13 protein-coding genes are annotated in these 17009 nt (G+C 49.8%); 4 read left to right on the top strand and 9 right to left on the bottom strand.

The features are described 5' to 3' along the window. The first annotated feature begins 384 nt into the window (after positions 1-384). The 3 genes from ACOJUN_RS18465 to gcvT all read left to right on the top strand — a co-directional run bounded on the left by ACOJUN_RS18465 (position 385) and on the right by gcvT (position 6036). The gene (locus ACOJUN_RS18465) at positions 385-1764 is read left to right on the top strand and encodes an L-serine ammonia-lyase (RefSeq protein WP_422133370.1); all 1380 of its coding nucleotides are present in this window, start codon (positions 385-387) and stop codon (positions 1762-1764) included. A 172-nt stretch (positions 1765-1936) separates the two neighbouring features. Next, on the top strand, positions 1937-4843 hold the full coding sequence (gene gcvP, locus ACOJUN_RS18460; protein WP_422133369.1) for an aminomethyl-transferring glycine dehydrogenase: 2907 nt from the start codon (positions 1937-1939) through the stop codon (positions 4841-4843). Positions 4844-4917: 74 nt separating this feature from the next. Then, positions 4918-6036, top strand: coding sequence for a glycine cleavage system aminomethyltransferase GcvT (gcvT, locus tag ACOJUN_RS18455; protein ID WP_422133368.1), 1119 nt, complete (start codon positions 4918-4920; stop codon positions 6034-6036). 69 nt (positions 6037-6105) lie between these two features. Here gcvT and ACOJUN_RS18450 read toward each other — a convergent pair whose 3' ends face one another. Beyond that, positions 6106-7407 (bottom strand): anaerobic C4-dicarboxylate transporter, encoded by a 1302-nt coding sequence (locus ACOJUN_RS18450; RefSeq protein ID WP_422133367.1) that lies wholly within the window; start codon positions 7405-7407, stop codon positions 6106-6108. 498 nt (positions 7408-7905) lie between these two features. Here ACOJUN_RS18450 and ACOJUN_RS18445 point away from each other — a divergent pair, with 498 nt between their 5' ends. After that, positions 7906-8877, top strand: a complete 972-nt coding sequence (locus ACOJUN_RS18445) for a trypsin-like serine protease (RefSeq protein ID WP_422133366.1) — start codon at positions 7906-7908, stop codon at positions 8875-8877. Between the two features lie 188 nt (positions 8878-9065). Here ACOJUN_RS18445 and nqrF read toward each other — a convergent pair whose 3' ends face one another. The 8 genes from nqrF to ACOJUN_RS18405 all read right to left on the bottom strand — a co-directional run bounded on the left by nqrF (position 9066) and on the right by ACOJUN_RS18405 (position 16708). Then, entirely contained in the window at positions 9066-10292 is a 1227-nt protein-coding gene (nqrF, locus tag ACOJUN_RS18440) for an NADH:ubiquinone reductase (Na(+)-transporting) subunit F (RefSeq protein ID WP_422133365.1), read from the bottom strand. A gap of 15 nt (positions 10293-10307) precedes the next feature. After that, a complete protein-coding gene (gene nqrE, locus ACOJUN_RS18435; RefSeq protein WP_317141965.1) occupies positions 10308-10904 on the bottom strand; it encodes an NADH:ubiquinone reductase (Na(+)-transporting) subunit E in 597 nt (198 codons plus the stop codon). A gap of 3 nt (positions 10905-10907) precedes the next feature. Then, complete coding sequence (locus ACOJUN_RS18430; RefSeq protein ID WP_422133364.1) at positions 10908-11573, bottom strand: NADH:ubiquinone reductase (Na(+)-transporting) subunit D; 666 nt, start codon at positions 11571-11573, stop codon at positions 10908-10910. Continuing rightward, complete coding sequence (locus ACOJUN_RS18425) at positions 11573-12361, bottom strand: Na(+)-translocating NADH-quinone reductase subunit C (protein ID WP_422133363.1); 789 nt, start codon at positions 12359-12361, stop codon at positions 11573-11575. The genes ACOJUN_RS18430 and ACOJUN_RS18425 overlap by 1 nt, the downstream gene beginning before the upstream one ends. Next, complete coding sequence (locus ACOJUN_RS18420) at positions 12361-13560, bottom strand: NADH:ubiquinone reductase (Na(+)-transporting) subunit B (RefSeq protein ID WP_422133362.1); 1200 nt, start codon at positions 13558-13560, stop codon at positions 12361-12363. The genes ACOJUN_RS18425 and ACOJUN_RS18420 overlap by 1 nt, the downstream gene beginning before the upstream one ends. Before the next feature lie 3 nt (positions 13561-13563). Continuing rightward, positions 13564-14898 (bottom strand): Na(+)-translocating NADH-quinone reductase subunit A, encoded by a 1335-nt coding sequence (locus ACOJUN_RS18415; protein ID WP_422133361.1) that lies wholly within the window; start codon positions 14896-14898, stop codon positions 13564-13566. A gap of 599 nt (positions 14899-15497) precedes the next feature. After that, positions 15498-16301 (bottom strand): TatD family hydrolase, encoded by an 804-nt coding sequence (locus tag ACOJUN_RS18410; protein WP_422133360.1) that lies wholly within the window; start codon positions 16299-16301, stop codon positions 15498-15500. A 62-nt stretch (positions 16302-16363) separates the two neighbouring features. Next, positions 16364-16708 carry a PilZ domain-containing protein gene (locus tag ACOJUN_RS18405; RefSeq protein ID WP_422137097.1) on the bottom strand — a complete coding sequence of 115 codons (345 nt, stop codon included), beginning with the start codon at positions 16706-16708 and terminating at the stop codon, positions 16364-16366. Positions 16709-17009 lie beyond the last annotated feature (301 nt).

Below are 17009 nucleotides of genomic sequence, written 5' to 3'. Positions count from 1 at the left end.
TATTCGATTCCTAATGGCTGGGTGCTTAGTCTCAACTACCAGATGCAATGACATTAAGTGGTGCAAGCGTGAATGAATGGGCTCATACAAGAGTGGACAAGACAGCAGCACTGTTACCATTACTTTCCCCGAAATCTTATAAATCATTGATTTTTATAAATTTTTACCCACCTCGTTTCCTATAGGAAACAAATGGGTTGATGTGAAACCTCCAGATTTGCTACTCTGCCAATTCTCTGAATGTATGTTGAATTTTTTTAGTCGTTTAATTCAGGGATCTTATCGTGGAAAAACAACGGCTTCTTTCAGACCAGAATCGTTAGTCCGATAAAAATCTAAAATACAAAAGGTTTTTATGAGATAAGAATACAGAGGGAGCAGATCATGGGACTGAGCATTTTCGACCTTTTTAAAATTGGCATCGGGCCTTCATCCTCACATACCGTGGGTCCCATGGTGGCTGCCAACCTTTTTCTGGATGAACTCCACACCAACCAGCACTTCGAGCAGACACACCGCATTAAGGCCGACCTCTATGGTTCTCTGGCCATGACCGGAGAAGGACACGCTACAGATGTTGCCGTCCTTCTGGGACTTCTGGGCGAACACCCTGATAGCGTGAGTCCCGACAAAGTGCCTGAATACGTCTCTGACATTAAGAACAACGATCGACTCAAGCTGGGTGGAATCAGGACTATAACCTTTCATTTCGATACTGATCTGCAATTTCATTTTGGAAACTCCCTGCCCAATCACCCCAATGGCATGTCACTTACGGCTCTCGATGCCGATGGGCAAGTCCTTTACAAGAACCGATATTACTCGGTAGGTGGCGGTTTTGTTCTCAACGAGCAGGAAGCCTCTTCCAATCTATCCACCAACCTTCAAGCTGCCCCCATTCCCTACCCTTTTGAAAAAGGTCAGGACCTACTGGACCACGGCAAAAACAGTGGTTTATCCATCGCCGAGCTGGTGCTTGAAAACGAAAAACATCTCGGTCGCAGTCAGGATATTTCCGGGGATCTGATGGCCATCTGGCAGGTGATGGATCAATGCATCCAGCGCGGTTGCCAGCAAACCGGGAAACTGCCCGGGGGACTGGATGTTGCCCGCCGCGCCAGTGACATACACAAACGCTTAATCAACAAGCCAAAAGAGCATTGGGATGACCTGCAAAGCATGGACTGGGTAAGTCTTTTTGCCCTGGCCGTGAATGAAGAAAATGCAGCAGGGGGCCGGGTCGTCACCGCACCGACTAATGGTGCTGCCGGTGTCATACCCGCCGTTCTGGCTTATTATGATCGCTTTGTTCCCGGCAGCTGCGAACAGGGCATTCAGGCTTTTCTGGCTACCGCAGCCGCCATTGGTATGCTGTACAAAAAAAATGCCTCCATTTCAGCCGCTGAAGTGGGCTGTCAGGGCGAGATCGGGGTAGCCTGCTCCATGGCAGCAGGGGCACTCTGCGCCGTTCTGGGCGGCACCAATGAACAGATAGAAAATGCGGCAGAAATTGGTATGGAACATAACCTGGGACTGACCTGTGACCCGGTTGGAGGTCTGGTTCAGGTGCCATGCATAGAGCGAAACACTATGGGTGCAGTCAAAGCCATTAATGCGGCACGACTCGCCCTACAGGGTACCGGCCAGCATCGGGTCTCACTGGACAGCGTGATAGAAACCATGCACCAGACTGGCCTGGACATGCAGGATAAGTACAAGGAAACCGCCACTGGCGGACTGGCAGTCAATGTTGTCGTGTGCTGAGACTCGTGACAGATGCCAATAAAAGCAAAAATAATCAGCACAAATACCCGGAATGCTCCGTATAACCCGGAGCATTCCCATGGGAGCATGGGCCGAGGTCCGTGGTTCAGGTATTTTCAGACCATCACAGGGCTGTCCCATCCACCGACGGCCGTCAGAGAAAGGTAGAAACATGGCTGTTGATAAACAGGCACTCAGCGCTCTGGAACAGAGCAACGCATTTACCGGTCGTCACATTGGCCCGGATCAGGCTCAGCAACAGGCAATGCTGTCCGAACTGAAACTGGAGTCACTGTCTGATCTGATTGAACAGACCGTTCCCAAAGCCATTCGCCCATCCACTACCCCAGGAGAGAACACCCTGGCGGTTGCAGCGGGCAAGACAGAAGTTCAGGCGCTGGCATACCTGCGTTCACTGGCTGACCAGAACAAGGTGAACAAATCCTACATTGGTATGGGCTACTACAACACCCATATTCCAAACGTCATCCTCAGAAACGTTCTGGAAAACCCCGGCTGGTACACTGCCTACACGCCTTATCAACCCGAAATCTCCCAGGGCCGTCTGGAAGCCTTGCTGAACTTCCAGCAAATGGTCATGGACCTGACCGGTATGGAAGTCGCCAACGCTTCCCTGCTGGACGAAGCCACCGCAGCTGCAGAAGCGATGGCACTTTGCCATAGATCCAGCCGCAGCAAGAACAGGGTGTTCTTTGTTGCAGACGACGTCCACCCGCAAACCATCGACGTCATCAAAACCCGTGCTGAGCACATGGGCATCCAGGTAGAAGTCGGCAACCCTGTTACCGATCTCGAAAAACACGATATCTTCGGTGTACAGCTGCAGTACCCTGGCACTCACGGACAGATTACCGATGTCGCCAGCATCGTCGCCAAAGCCAAAGAACAAAAAGCCATGGTGTCTGTCGCCACCGACCTGATGGCTCTGATGCTGCTGAAGTCACCCGGTGAGCTGGGGGCTGACATTGCTTTGGGCAGCAGCCAGCGATTTGGTGTCCCTATGGGCTTTGGTGGTCCGCACGCCGCTTTCTTTGCTGCCAGTGAAAAACTGAAGCGCTCCATTCCCGGTCGTATTATTGGTGTTTCCATCGACCGCCGTGGTAACCAGGCTTACCGCATGGCGATGCAGACTCGTGAGCAGCACATCCGTCGTGAAAAAGCGACGTCCAACATCTGTACTGCCCAGGCTCTGCTGGCCAACATTTCTGCGTTCTATGCCGTTTATCACGGGCCACAAGGTCTGAAGACCATTGCTGAGCGCATCCACCGCCTGACCACTATTCTGCATAAAGGCCTGACCACTCTGGGCGTTCAGTGTAATAATACTTTCTTCGACACCCTGACCCTGAAAGTGGGCAGCCAGCAGGAAGCGATCTATAACCGCGCCCTCGAAGCTGACTGCAATCTGCGTCGCATCAGCTTCGATCAACTGGGCATCAGCATTGATGAGACCACAACAGCGGAAGACATCACGCAGCTGTTCAATATCATTCTGGGACAGGGTCAGGATCTGGATATTCAGACCATTGACAGCCAGTTTGCAGTGTCCGGCCTCAAAGACGAGCATCGTCGTACTGATGCCGTACTGACTCACCCGAATTTCAACAGCTATCATTCCGAAACCGATATGATGCGCTACCTGAAGCGTCTGGAGAACAAGGATTACTCCCTGACCCACGGCATGATTCCTCTGGGCTCCTGCACCATGAAACTGAATGCCGCTGCTGAAATGATTCCGGTGTCATGGCCTGAATTTGCCAACATCCACCCGTTTGCACCCAGAGATCAGGTCAAGGGTTATATGACCATGATCAACGAACTGGAAGCGGCACTGGAAGAAATCACCGGTTACGACAAAATCTCCATGCAGCCCAACTCAGGGGCCCAGGGAGAATATGCCGGTCTGCTGGCCATCCGTAACTATCAGGAAGCCAATAACCAGGTACACAGAAATATCTGCCTGATCCCCTCTTCTGCCCACGGCACCAACCCAGCTTCTGCCGCTATGGTCGGCATGAAAGTGGTCGTCGTTGACTGTGATGAGAATGGTAACGTCGATGTTGCCGATCTTCAGGCCAAAGCTGAACAACACAGTGAAAACCTGTCCTGCCTGATGGTGACCTACCCTTCCACCCACGGTGTTTATGAAGAAGAGATTCGCAATATCTGCGACATCGTTCACGAGCACGGGGGTCAAGTGTACATGGACGGAGCCAACATGAACGCTCTGGTCGGCATCGCCAAACCTGGCAAGTTCGGCTCCGACGTTTCGCACCTGAACCTGCATAAAACCTTCGCTATTCCTCACGGTGGCGGTGGTCCCGGCATGGGCCCCATCGGCGTCAGAAGTCATCTGGCGCCTTACCTGCCAAACCACTGCGTCAGCCCGATTGAAGGCGATAACGAAGGTATGGGTGCAGTATCAGCAGCGCCATTTGGCAGCGCCTCTATCCTGCCCATCAGTTATCTGTACATTGTCATGTTGGGACAGCAGGGTCTGCAACAATCCAGTGAAGTCGCCATTCTCAACGCCAACTACATGGCTGAGAAACTGGCTGCTCATTACGACGTTCTGTATCGTGGCCGCAACAACAAGGTGGCTCATGAGTGCATTATCGATATTCGTCCGATCAAAGAAGCCTGCGGTGTCACCGAAGAAGACATTGCCAAGCGCCTGATGGATTACGGTTTCCATGCACCGACCATGTCCTTCCCGGTTGCCGGCACTCTGATGATTGAGCCGACCGAATCCGAGTCCAAAGACGAGATCGATCGTTTCGTCAGCGCCATGATTGCCATCCGCAAAGAAGTTCACAAGGTACAGGAAGGCGAATGGCCTGCCGAAGATAACCCGCTGTGCAACGCTCCGCACACTATGGAAGATCTGGTAGACAGCGAATGGAGCCATCCGTACAGTCGTGAAGAAGCCGTCTTCCCGTTGAAAGGCTCTATCGATGGCAAATACTGGCCCACTGCCAACCGTATCGATAATGTCTACGGCGATCGCAACTTTATCTGCTCCTGCCCATCTATCGAAAGCTATCAAGAACAAGACTAAAGTCGTCTGAGAACCAGCATTGAAACGGGGAAGTCACTTCCCCGGCTTCTTCACAATTTCAGGGAGTATCCCTAATGACCGAACTTAAAAAAACACCACTGCATAGCCTGCACCAGGAGCTGGGCGCGAAAATGGTTCCTTTCGCAGGCTTCGATATGCCGGTTCAATATCCTCTGGGGGTTAAAGCCGAGCATCTGCACACCCGTGCAAAAGCGGGTTTGTTCGATGTCTCCCACATGGGGCAGGTTCGTCTGACAGGCAACAATCCGGCCAGGGCTCTGGAAGCTCTGGTACCTGTCGACATTATTGATCTGCCTGAGCGCAAGCAACGCTACGCCCTGTTCACCAATGAACAGGGGGGCATAATGGACGACCTGATGGTCACCAACGAAGGCAATGACAGCCTGTACATTGTTGTCAACGCCGCCTGTAAGGATCAGGACATTGCTCACATGAAGGCTCATCTGCCTGAGGATGTTAAGCTGGAGGTTCTGGATGACCGTGCTCTGGTCGCCATTCAGGGTCCTGAAGCAAAATCCGTTATGGCCCGCTTCGCGCCTGAAACAGAGAAGATGGTCTTCATGGACTCCATTCACATGACTATTGAAGGCGTTGACGTTTACATCAGTCGCTCGGGTTACACTGGTGAAGATGGTTTTGAAATCTCAATCCCGGAAGCGGACGCTGACAAATTCTGTCGTATGCTGCTGGATCAGCCGGAAGTCGAGTTCATTGGTCTGGGTGCTCGTGACTCCCTGCGTCTGGAAAGTGGACTCTGCCTCTATGGTCACGATCTGGATACAGAAACCACGCCTATCGAAAGCAGTCTGATCTGGGCCATCAGCAAAAACCGTCGTAAGGATGGTGAGCGTGCTGGCGGCTTCCCCGGCGCAGACAGGATCCTGAGCCAGATTGAAAACAAAGACCTCACCCGTAAACGTGTTGGTTTAATCGGCAGCAGTCGTGCTCCGGTTCGTGAAGGGACTGAGGTCGTCAACGCCGATGGCGAGAAGATCGGCGTTGTGACTTCAGGAACCTTTGGACCCACTGTTGGTGCTCCTGTCGCAATGGCCTACGTTACAACTGAATATGCTGCCTTGGAAACAGAAGTTTTCGCGCAGGTGCGCGGCAAAAAATTGCCTATGACTGTGAGTCGTATGCCGTTTATTGAACAGCGTTACTATCGCGGCTAAGCTCTGCGAAAAAGCCCGGTTAACCGGGCTTTTTTTATCAGTGATAAGCTGGTTTCTGTTTTGCCCGCTTTAAATAACCATTGGCGCAAAAACAAAACCAAAGGCAACACAAAGTGCAATACAGACAGTGCCCGGCATGAAGAATGGGTGGTTAAATACCAGTTTGCCGATACGGGTAGACCCGGTCTCGTCCATTTCTACGGCTGCCAGCAGTGTTGGATAAGTAGGCAGAACAAACAGAGCGGATACCGCTGCGAAAGAAGCGATAGCGGTCACAGGATCAACCAGAGCCAGAGCAGCAGGCATCAGGGCTCGAGTGGTGGCAGCCTGAGAGTAAAGTAGCATAGAGGCGAAGAACAGTGTAACCGCCAGCAGCCATGGGTAGCTGTTCAGTAAATTGCCTGCCAGAGCCTGGATAGAATCAATGTGCGCCCCCACAAACGTATTACCCAGCCAGGCAACACCCAGTACGCAGACGCAGGCACTCATACCGGACTTGAAGGTCTGGGCATTGAGGATATTGCCAGAATCAATCTTGCAGAAGATAGTGATCAGGCCAGCCGCAATCATCATAAATACCATGATGGCAGAGTCGCGGGGCAAAACAGGATTTTCAATCAGACCGACGTTACCGCTGATAGCCGTAGCGTAAAGCACCACAGCCAAAATACTGACAGCAAAAATACCGACAGACAGACCGGCGCCTTTCCTGCAGTCCTGACGGGCTTTGGTCTCACGCAAGGTAATCAGACCAGCTTTCAATCTTTCCTGATAGATAGAATCCTTGTCCAGATCCACACCCATGAAATTACAGATAACAGCGGTCAGCATAACCGCCGCATAGGTAGTAGGAATGCAGATGGCCAGCAGTTGCAGGTAATCAATGCCATAGGGCTCAAGGAAGCCACTGAACACGACCACTGCGGCAGAGACAGGTGACGCAGTAATGGCTATCTGGGAAGCAATCACAGCGATACTCAGTGGACGAGATGGACGGACACCGTTTTCTTTAGCCACTTCTGCAATCACCGGCAGAGTAGAGTAAGAAGTATGACCTGTACCTGCCAGCAGAGTCATAACGTAAGTGACAGTCGGTGCAAGAAAAGTAATATACTTTGGCTTACTGCGAAGAAGCTTCTCGGCCAGCTCAACCAGATAATCCAGACCGCCAGCCACTTGCATGGCAGCCACTGCACCAATCACCGACATAATGATCAGGATAACATCTATAGGTATTGCCCCGGGTTCGAGCCCGAGGCCCAGAGTCAATACCAGCACCCCCATAGCACCGGCAAAACCAATCCCGATACTACCCAGCCGAGCCCCAAGAAAAATAGCCCCAAGTACAACCGCTAACTGAACCCAAAGCATGAAGAGGTCCCCTCTATCGTAATAATGCTTCAACCAGACAATGGCAATGTCACTGCCTGAAACAAACAAACTTAGCGTTAATATATTAACTAGTTTCCAACAGGGAAATAATAAGTTTATATGCTAACTATTTACGGATTACCGAAACATCTTTCTCTACTCTTCCCATGAATAAAACTCGACTTACTGTTAACTCCTTTTCCGTCGTGTCAGCATTTAGTCGTCAGATCCATAAAAAATAAATAGGAAGGAAAAATGCTTCAGTCGAAAAATAGCAGAGTCAGGAGCTCGAGAGGTCATGAAATTTATGGGTCAACTTCAGGCCACCGCCACAGTTTTTGAAGATAATGCCTGATAGAACTGACCATCGACATAATTTAGGGCGACAAGGTCATCAGCACTTACTCTGCCTTAACCTAAAAGTCGATGTTATATAGCTCGCGCCGGTAATGTGTTCTAACCTTATGCCTTCGATTTTCATAATTCAAAGGTAAATACATGAATTTGCTGAAACATGTGTTCACATTTTTTATCTTATGTTACTCAATACAGTTGTTGGCAAGAGACAGGGTGGAAAGGTACACTGATCCAGCAGAAGTAGTTCCTGTAGGGCAGCTTCCCTGGATTGTACAGCTAAATAATATTTTTGATCCCTGTTGTATAACAAGGTGTACCGCATTTTTGATCACTCAAAGACATGTTTTAAGTGCGGCTCACTGTTTCCTTTCTGAAAAAAAAGCATTAGATTCATATGTAGATTTCAAAAACATGGATAGCAAAAAAAGAATTAAAGTTAAAAGATTCATTCTTCATCCGGATCTTGAAATGCCAAAAACAGATATTGCAATTATGGAACTTTCAGAAGATGTCATTCTTGACAACCATCCCCTTCTTGATTTTTCAATATATAATTGTTCAAATCTAGCCAGTTTTATAAGAAACCCTTTTGCAGCAGGCTACCAGGGAACCTCAGTACTTAAAAAAGTGAGCTTATCATGGCTAACACGGCGGATGTGCCAACATAAGGATCTTAGATATATCTTAAACTATCCAGGGGATGGAAAAGGTGGAGATTCAGGCTCACCGCTATTTTATAAGTTTAATAATACTGAATATCTAATTGGTATACATTCAACCGGGTCTACTTACAATGGAAGCCCGATAATCTATACGCCAATATTCACTAACGCTGATTTTATAACCAAAAGCATTTACCTTAATTCATCAGCTAATCGAACATACTTTTATGATGCATTGACATCAAATGATTCTGAGTGGACTGATTTAGTTACTTCAACTGATCCGGCTACTTCAACTACCTCGACTGCTTCAACTACTTCAACTACCTCGACTGCTTCAATTACTTCAACTACCTCGACTGCTTCAACTACTTCAACAACATCTATTACTTCTGCTAGTCGAATTTACACATTGATTATACCAATAGCTATTATTTTTTTTGCTGAGTGACGTGATTATCTCTTGAGATAGTCATGGGCAAAAAGTTTCTGAAGTTAACCGTCGGATATTGGTTCAATGATAAATCCAACAAAAAAACCGGTGAACTCTGAGAGTATCGCCGGTTTTTTGTATCGAGAACAACTGAGTGCTCACGAATAAACATCTGCATCAGACTGCTGGATTAACCACCGAAGTGATTAACCACCAAAGTCGTCCAGCATGATGTTTTCAGGTTCAACGCCCTGATCTTCAAGCATCTTGATTACCGCAGCATTCATCATGGGAGGTCCACACATATAGAACTCACAGTCTTCAGGTGCAGCGTGTTGCTTCAGGTAGTTGTCAAATAGCACCTGGTGAATAAAGCCGGTGTAACCTTCCCAATTGTCTTCTGGCTGAGGATCAGACAGAGCTAAATGCCAGGTGAAGTTAGGGTTATCTTTTGCCAGCTTGTCGAACTCGTCTACGTAGAATGCTTCACGCAGGGAGCGGGCACCGTACCAGAAAGAAATCTTGCGGGTAGATGACAGACGCTTCAGCTGGTCGAAGATATGAGAACGCATAGGCGCCATACCTGCACCACCGCCGACAAAGACCATTTCGTTGTTGGTGTCTTTCGCGAAGAATTCACCGAAGGGTCCGTAAACGGTCATCTTGTCACCTGGCTTCAGGTTAAAGACGTAAGAAGACATCTTGCCCGGCTCAAAGTCAGTACCCGGAGGCGGTGAAGCGATACGGATATTGAATTTGAGGATACCTTTCTCTTCAGGGTAGTTAGCCATGGAGTAGGCACGGATGGTCTCTTCATCCACCTTGGAAACGTACTTCCACTGGTCAAACTTGTCCCAGTCGCCACGGTACTCATCCTGAATATCGAAGTTCTTGTACTCAACCGTGTGCGCAGGCGCTTCCAGCTGCACATAACCACCGGCGCGGAAGTTAACGTCTTCTCCCTCTGGCAGTTTCAGAACCAGCTCTTTGATGAAGGTGGCAACGTTCTCGTTGGAAACAACTTCACACTCCCACTTCTTAACACCGAAGAGCTCTTCTTCAACTTCGATTTCCATGTCCTGCTTGACGTTCACCTGACAGGACAGGCGCCAGCCTTCCTTCTCTTCACGCTTGGTGAAGTGAGAACGTTCGGTGGGCAACATCTCGCCGCCACCATCGAGTACTTTACACTTGCACTGTGCACAGGTACCACCACCACCACAGGCAGATGGCAAGAAGACGCCCGCACCTGACAGAGTCGTCAGAAGCTTGCCACCGGCCACCGTGGTGACGGCCTTATCGGGGTCTTCGTTGATGTTGATGGTTACATCACCGGTGCTGACCAGCCGCGAGCGAGCTGCCAGAATGACCGCTACGAGCGTCAGCACGATAACGGTAAACATGACTACGCCCAATACGATAGTAGAATCCATATTTACACGACCTCCTTAGAGCTGTACGCCAGAGAATGACAGGAAGCCCAGTGACATCAGACCAACAGTTATGAAGGTGATGCCCAGGCCACGCAGGCCCGAAGGCACGTCACTGTACTTCAGCTTTTCACGGATACCGGCCAGGGCGGCGATTGCCAGAGCCCAGCCAACACCAGCTCCCAGCCCATATACCGCAGACTCGCCAAGATTATAGTCACGCTCAACCATGAACAGGGAAGCTCCCATAATAGCGCAGTTCACGGTAATCAGCGGCAGGAATACACCCAGCGCGTTATAAAGTGACGGTACAAACTTGTCCAGGAACATTTCCAGAATCTGGACCAGAGCCGCGATAACACCGATGTAGGTGATCAGACCCAGGAAGCTCAGATCGATACCGGGTGCCAGCGCCCCATCTTTCAGGATATTCTGATAAATCAGATTGTTAATGGGTACAGTAATGGTCAATACGGCCACTACAGCAACTCCCAGACCCAGAGCTGTTTTCACCTGCTTGGACACCGCCAGGAAGGTACACATACCCAGGAAGAAAGCCAATGCCATGTTTTCAACGAACACTGCTTTCACAAAAAGTGAGATGAAATGTTCCATGGCTTAGTGGGCCTCGCTGAACTTGGTGTTAGGAGCCATTTTGAACTCGTTGTCTTCAACCTGATCCGGCTTGCGACTGCGAATCACCCAGATCAGCAGACCGATCAGGAAGAACGCGCTTGGAGCCAGCAGCATCAGGCCGTTAGGCTGGTACCAGCCACCGTTGTTAACAGTCTTGAGGATTTCAACACCGAACAGGTTGCCGGCACCGAACAATTCACGGAAGAATGCCACAATCAGCAACACCGCACCGTAACCCAGACCGTTACCAATACCGTCCAGAAACGACAGCCTGGGACCGTTCTTCATAGCGAAGGCCTCAGCACGCCCCATCACGATACAGTTGGTAATGATCAGACCAACAAACACAGACAGCTGCTTGGAGATGTCGTAAGCGTAAGCTTTCAGAATCTGATCTACCACGATTACCAGGGAAGCAATCACGGTCATCTGACAGATGATACGAATGCTGTTGGGAATGTGGTTACGAATCAGAGATACCGCCAGGTTGGAACAGGCGGTAACACCGATTACCGCCATGGCCATTACCAGGCTGACCTGCATGCTGGTGGTCACCGCCAGTGCCGAGCAGATACCGAGGATCTGCAGGGTTATGGGGTTGTTGTTAACGACCGGTTCCAGCAGGATATCCTTAGTCTTCTCAGACATTATGCATCCCCCGCTTTCAAATTAGTAAGGAACGGTTTGAAGCCATCTTTACCCATCCAGAAATGAATCAGATTGGTTACACCGTTACTGGTCAGAGTGGCGCCGGAAAGACCGTCGACCTTGTAAGGAGACCTGGGATCCGCACCGCCTTTTACCAGGCCTGCTTCCACTACACCTTTATTGTCGTAGATCTTCTTGCCAGGCCATTTGTCCTTCCAAAGTGGGTTGTCTACTTCGCCACCCAGCCCCGGAGTTTCCTTCTGGTCGTAGAAACCGAATCCCTTAACGGTGTTCAGGTCGCTATCCAGAGCCATAAAGCCATACATGGTAGACCAGAGTCCGTAGCCGTGTACGGGCAGAATGATGGTTTCCAGCTTGCCATTTTTCTCAACGATATAGACCTTGGCAATGTCAGCCTGACGCTTGATGCTGGCAATATCTTCAGCACCACTCAGGGCACGGGACTCATCAGGAATCTTGGCTGCAACACGCTGGTCGTAGTTATCAGCGGTTTGACCTTCAGATGTTTCCTCAACGAACTTGCCTGTTTTGAGGTCAACCAGTCGCGGCTGAACCTGTTTGTAAAGTTCGGCCACTTCGCTGTTGCTCAGCGCCTTGGCATCTTTGGTGAGACCAGAAATACTCAGAATGTTGCGCTGCACGTCGAGCTCAACATTCTGGGTCTGCTGCGGCTTCAGGAAAACAGCTGCAGCAGATACCACAACGGAGCACACCAGAGAGAGCAGAATCGTTACAAATAACGTCTTCTTGATACTATCGTTACCCATCAGGCACGAGCCTCCCTACGCTTGATGTTGGCTTCAACCACGAAGTGGTCAATCAGCGGCGCAAACAGGTTGGCGAACAGAATGGCCAACATCATACCCTCTGGGTAAGCCGGATTAACGGTACGGATCAGGATGACCATGATGCCAATCAGAATACCGTAATACCAGCGACCGGTATTGGTCATGGAAGCGGATACAGGATCGGTTGTCATAAAGATCAGACCGAAAGCAAAACCACCCATAACCAAGTGCCAGTACCATGGAGTACTGAACATCATGTTGGTTTCGGAACCAATCATGTTAAACAGGGTTGCCGTTGCAATCATACCCAGCATGGTACCGGCGACGATTCTCCAGGAAGCAATACGTGTCGCCAGCAACACAGCACCACCAATGAAAATTGCCAGAGTAGAGGTCTCACCGACAGAACCCTGGATGGTACCCAGGAAAGCGTCAAACCAGGTAATGCCATTGGAGACTACCTGATCTATACCTCCCTGCTGCGCCAGACTCAGGGCAGTCGCACCAGAGAAACCGTCTACAGCAGTCCAGACCAGGTCACCGGAAATCTGTGCAGGGTAAGCGAAGAACAGGAACGCACGCCCCGTCAGCGCCGGGTTAAGGAAGTTCTTGCCGGTACCACCAAACACTTCCTTACCGATTACAACACCGAAGGAAATACCCAGGGCTACCTGCCAAAGCGGAATACTGGGGGGAACAATCAGGGCGAACAGGACAGAAGTGACAAAGAAACCTTCGTTGACTTCGTGACCACGAACGATAGCGAACAGTACTTCCCAGAAACCGCCGACCAGGAATGTCACGGCATAAATAGGCAGGAAATAAACAGCACCATAGATGAAGTTATCCCACAGACTTGCCGGATCATGACCCGCCAGCAGGCTGATCAGGGCACCGTGCCAGTCAGCAGGAGCAGCCAGACCACCAGCAATAGCCGTGTTGGCCTGGAAGCCAACATTCCACATACCAAAGAACATGGCCGGGAAGGTGCAGAGCCAAACCATGCCCATCATACGCTTCAGGTCGATCGCATCGCGAACGTGAGCGGTGTTATGGGTCTTGTTAGGAGCTGTATAGAGCAGAGTGTCTACTGCCTCATACAGTGCATACCACTTCTCGTGCTTGCCACCTTTGACAAAGTGGGGCTCGAGGGAGTTAAGGAGTTTTCTCAAAGCCATTTCTCAGCCCTCCAGCTCGATACGGGTCAGGTTGTCGCGCAGGATGGGACCGTATTCATACTTGCCGGCACACACGTATGTACACAGTGCCAGATCGTCTTCTTCCAGTTCCAGGGCGCCCAGTTTCTGGGCCATTTCTGTATCGCCAACCACAATCGCACGCAGCAATTGTGTCGCCAGGATATCCAGAGGCATGACTTTTTCATACTGCCCCACTGGTACCATGGCACGTTCACTGCCGTTGGTGGTGGTTGTAAAGTTGAACAGCTTGCTTCTGCTCAAGCCGGAAGTCAGAACATTCAGCACAGAGTGACGGTTCACAGTAGGGTTTATCCACCCCATGAACAAACGCTCATTGCCTTCTTCCAGAACAGAAACCTGTGTGTGATAACGACCCAGGAATGCAAAGGAGCCTTTAGCAGTACGGCCACCAAATACAGAACCAGAGATAATACGGTTATCACCCTCTTTCAGTTCACCTGCAGCCAGCTCATCAGTGCTGGCACCCAGTCGGGTCCGCATCAGACGAGGCTTCTCAACCTGAGGACCTGCCAGAGCTACAACACGATCAGTAAAGAGTTTACCAGTGGTGAACAGTTTGCCAACGGCAATAACGTCCTGGTAGTTAATCTGCCAAACGGTCTTTTCAGCACTCACCGGATCCAGAAAGTGAATATGGGTACTGGGCTGTCCAGCCGGATGAGGCCCATCAAACTCTTCAGCAGTCGCAATACCGGCCGGAATACGAGCACCGGGTGCTTTACACAGGAAGATTTTGCCACCGCTGAGTTTGCCGAGGATATTGATGCCCTGTTCAAACGCTTCAGCATGCTCACTGATGATGACTTCCGGGTTAGCTGAGAGAGGATTGGTATCGATGGCAGTAACAAAAATGGAAACCGGGCGAGAACCCAAGGCTGGCACTTTACTGAAGGGTCGGGTGCGAAGGGCAGTCCACAATCCGGATTCATTCAGTTGTGCTTCTACCTGATCAGCAGTCAGGGCTGACAGTGCTTCTGGCTTGTGCTCAGTAAACGAGACTTCATCGTCACCATCGACATCAATAACAACGGATTGTAGTACCCGCTTTTCACCACGATTAATCGCAGCAACCACACCGCCGGCAGGCGCAGTGTAGCGCACACCCGGTGTTTTCTTATCAGTAAAGAGCTCTTGCCCTTTTTTAACTCGATCTCCGACAGCGACGGCCATTGTAGGTTTCATACCTACATAATCAAAGCCAATCACGGCGACAGAGCGAACTGCTCGGCCATCGGATATGCTTTGATCAGGCGCCCCTGTAATCGGAAGATCCAGCCCCTGTTTGATTTTGATCATACCTTTCGCCTAATCAATCAATTTTCAGGTCCGGAATAAACCCGCCTCTCCAGTGATAACCGACAACTGACCAGAACAACCCCGAATACACAGCTTTTCTCCAACCGGAAAGTCAGAATTCAAGCTATGATCTCTACTTCAATCAGATACACAGAAGGGTGTCAGTCAGACCTGAGTCCGTCCTGCAGGCTCCCTGAAGAACGCACCCAGGTAGAATGAACCCTGTTTGGCAGTATTCTGATCCAAGCAAAATGACGGTTAACATCCCCAAGCCTCATGCTGTCGAAGAGCGTGTCGGCCTCATGCTTGAAAGCATAAGTCCGAAAGGCTTCTGTCTGAGACTCAAGTAAAATCGCACATCAATTCATCGTTATGTGGCCGCAGCGGCTCACCATTGAAAAAAATGGTTGCGCAATTATAAAGACAGTCTTCTGGATATGCCATAGGCGAATGATCGTGGAATCCCTTAATGTAGAAAGAAGTCACCATTATCTTGATAGTGGAGATCGACTCAGTGAATATCCACTCATTGATCGTTACCGACAATCTGGAGAGTCGGCTAATTGATTGGATGCCTGCATTTACAACCAACCCTCTCTTCAGTCAGAAGCCGCTTTGGGGAACAACCGGAAAAAATTTTCAGAAGTGACCTCAGCCAGCTTTTCTGGTGAAATACCTTTTAACTCTGCTACACATTTTGCAACATCAGGCAGATAGCGAGGCTCATTGGGTTTGCCTCGATGAGGAACGGGTGCCAGGTAAGGGGAGTCGGTTTCAATCAGCAGCCGATCCAGAGGCACCTTCTTGACGACCTCTCTTAATTCAGTCGCATTCCTGAAGGTTACGATGCCGGAAATAGAGATGAAGTAGTTCAGCTCCATTGCCTCTTTCGCCATCTCCCAGCTCTCTGTAAAGCAGTGCAGCACTCCTGCTTTTTCCAGATCGCCATGCTGGCGTATCAACTTAAGGGTATCCTCTCTTGCGTCTCTGGTATGGACAATCATTGGAAGTTGTGACTGCTGAGCTGCCTGCAAATGAATTCTGAACCGTTCCTGCTGCTTTTCTTTATTGTCAGCCGAGTAATAATAATCAAGACCACTCTCACCCAGTGCAATCACTTTTGGGTGTGCCGCATAATGCAACAGGGTTTGCAGATCCGGCTCGGCGGCCTCTTTTTCGAGAGGGTGTATTCCAACCGAGGCATACACATCCTGATATTTGTCAGCCAGACCAACCACAGCATCTGCATGCTCAAGATCAATCCCCACGCAAAGTATTCTTTCAACCCCCGCCTGCCTTGCCGCATTGAGCGCTGCTTCCAGATCACCGTCGTAGCTGTCGAGCTTGAGACGGTCGAGATGGCAGTGTGAATCAATCAACATATTCAGTCGTAAAAAATCCAATACTGTTCAGATAATGAATGAAGTCAAAACCTCAGGCAACGAGACTGCCTCAGGCCAGAGCTTTACATGGTACTGGTTTCGCGATCGGACTTGAGCGCCCCCGCCAAATACATTTCTATTTTAGTTCTGACCGTGTCTGTTGCGTCAGTAAACTGAACACCTATCCCGGCCATTCGGGCAGAGCCCTGGGGTGTGATCCAGACCACTTTGCCGGGAACAGGTAATTTATCCGCTTCATCCATCAGAGTCAGACGAATAAAAACCTCATCTCCCAGTGAGTAACGCTTTGAAGTCGGAATAAATAACCCACCACCCGTTATAAAAGGCATATAGGATGAATAGAGAGAAGAGGAGTCTTTGATCGTCAATGACAAAATGCCTGACATACCACCCTTTGCACGGTTCATCATTCTTCTCCTGTTATTGTGATTCTTCTTTTTCCCATAGCCCAGACTGAATTTGAGCTTATCTTTCAGTCAGTGTAACCCGTCCATCGATGAGTTGACAGAGACTATTTTCACAAGAAAAACTCAGATTTGTGCGCACAAAAAGATCTGGTCGACACTTCCTGTCGCACCGTCAGTGATGACTTGGGAGCTTTCAGGAGCATTGCCGATGCAGGACATCATCACTGCATCGTGAGGGTGATGGTCATGAGTCGATAATGACTCTCTGTCTGATAGTCTATCCTGCTATCTGGCATCGAAT

This window comes from Endozoicomonas sp. ALD040 (genome assembly GCF_049275945.1).
In the GTDB taxonomy this organism is placed as follows: domain Bacteria; phylum Pseudomonadota; class Gammaproteobacteria; order Pseudomonadales; family Endozoicomonadaceae; genus Endozoicomonas_A.
This window is presented reverse-complemented; position numbering and strand designations above follow the sequence as displayed.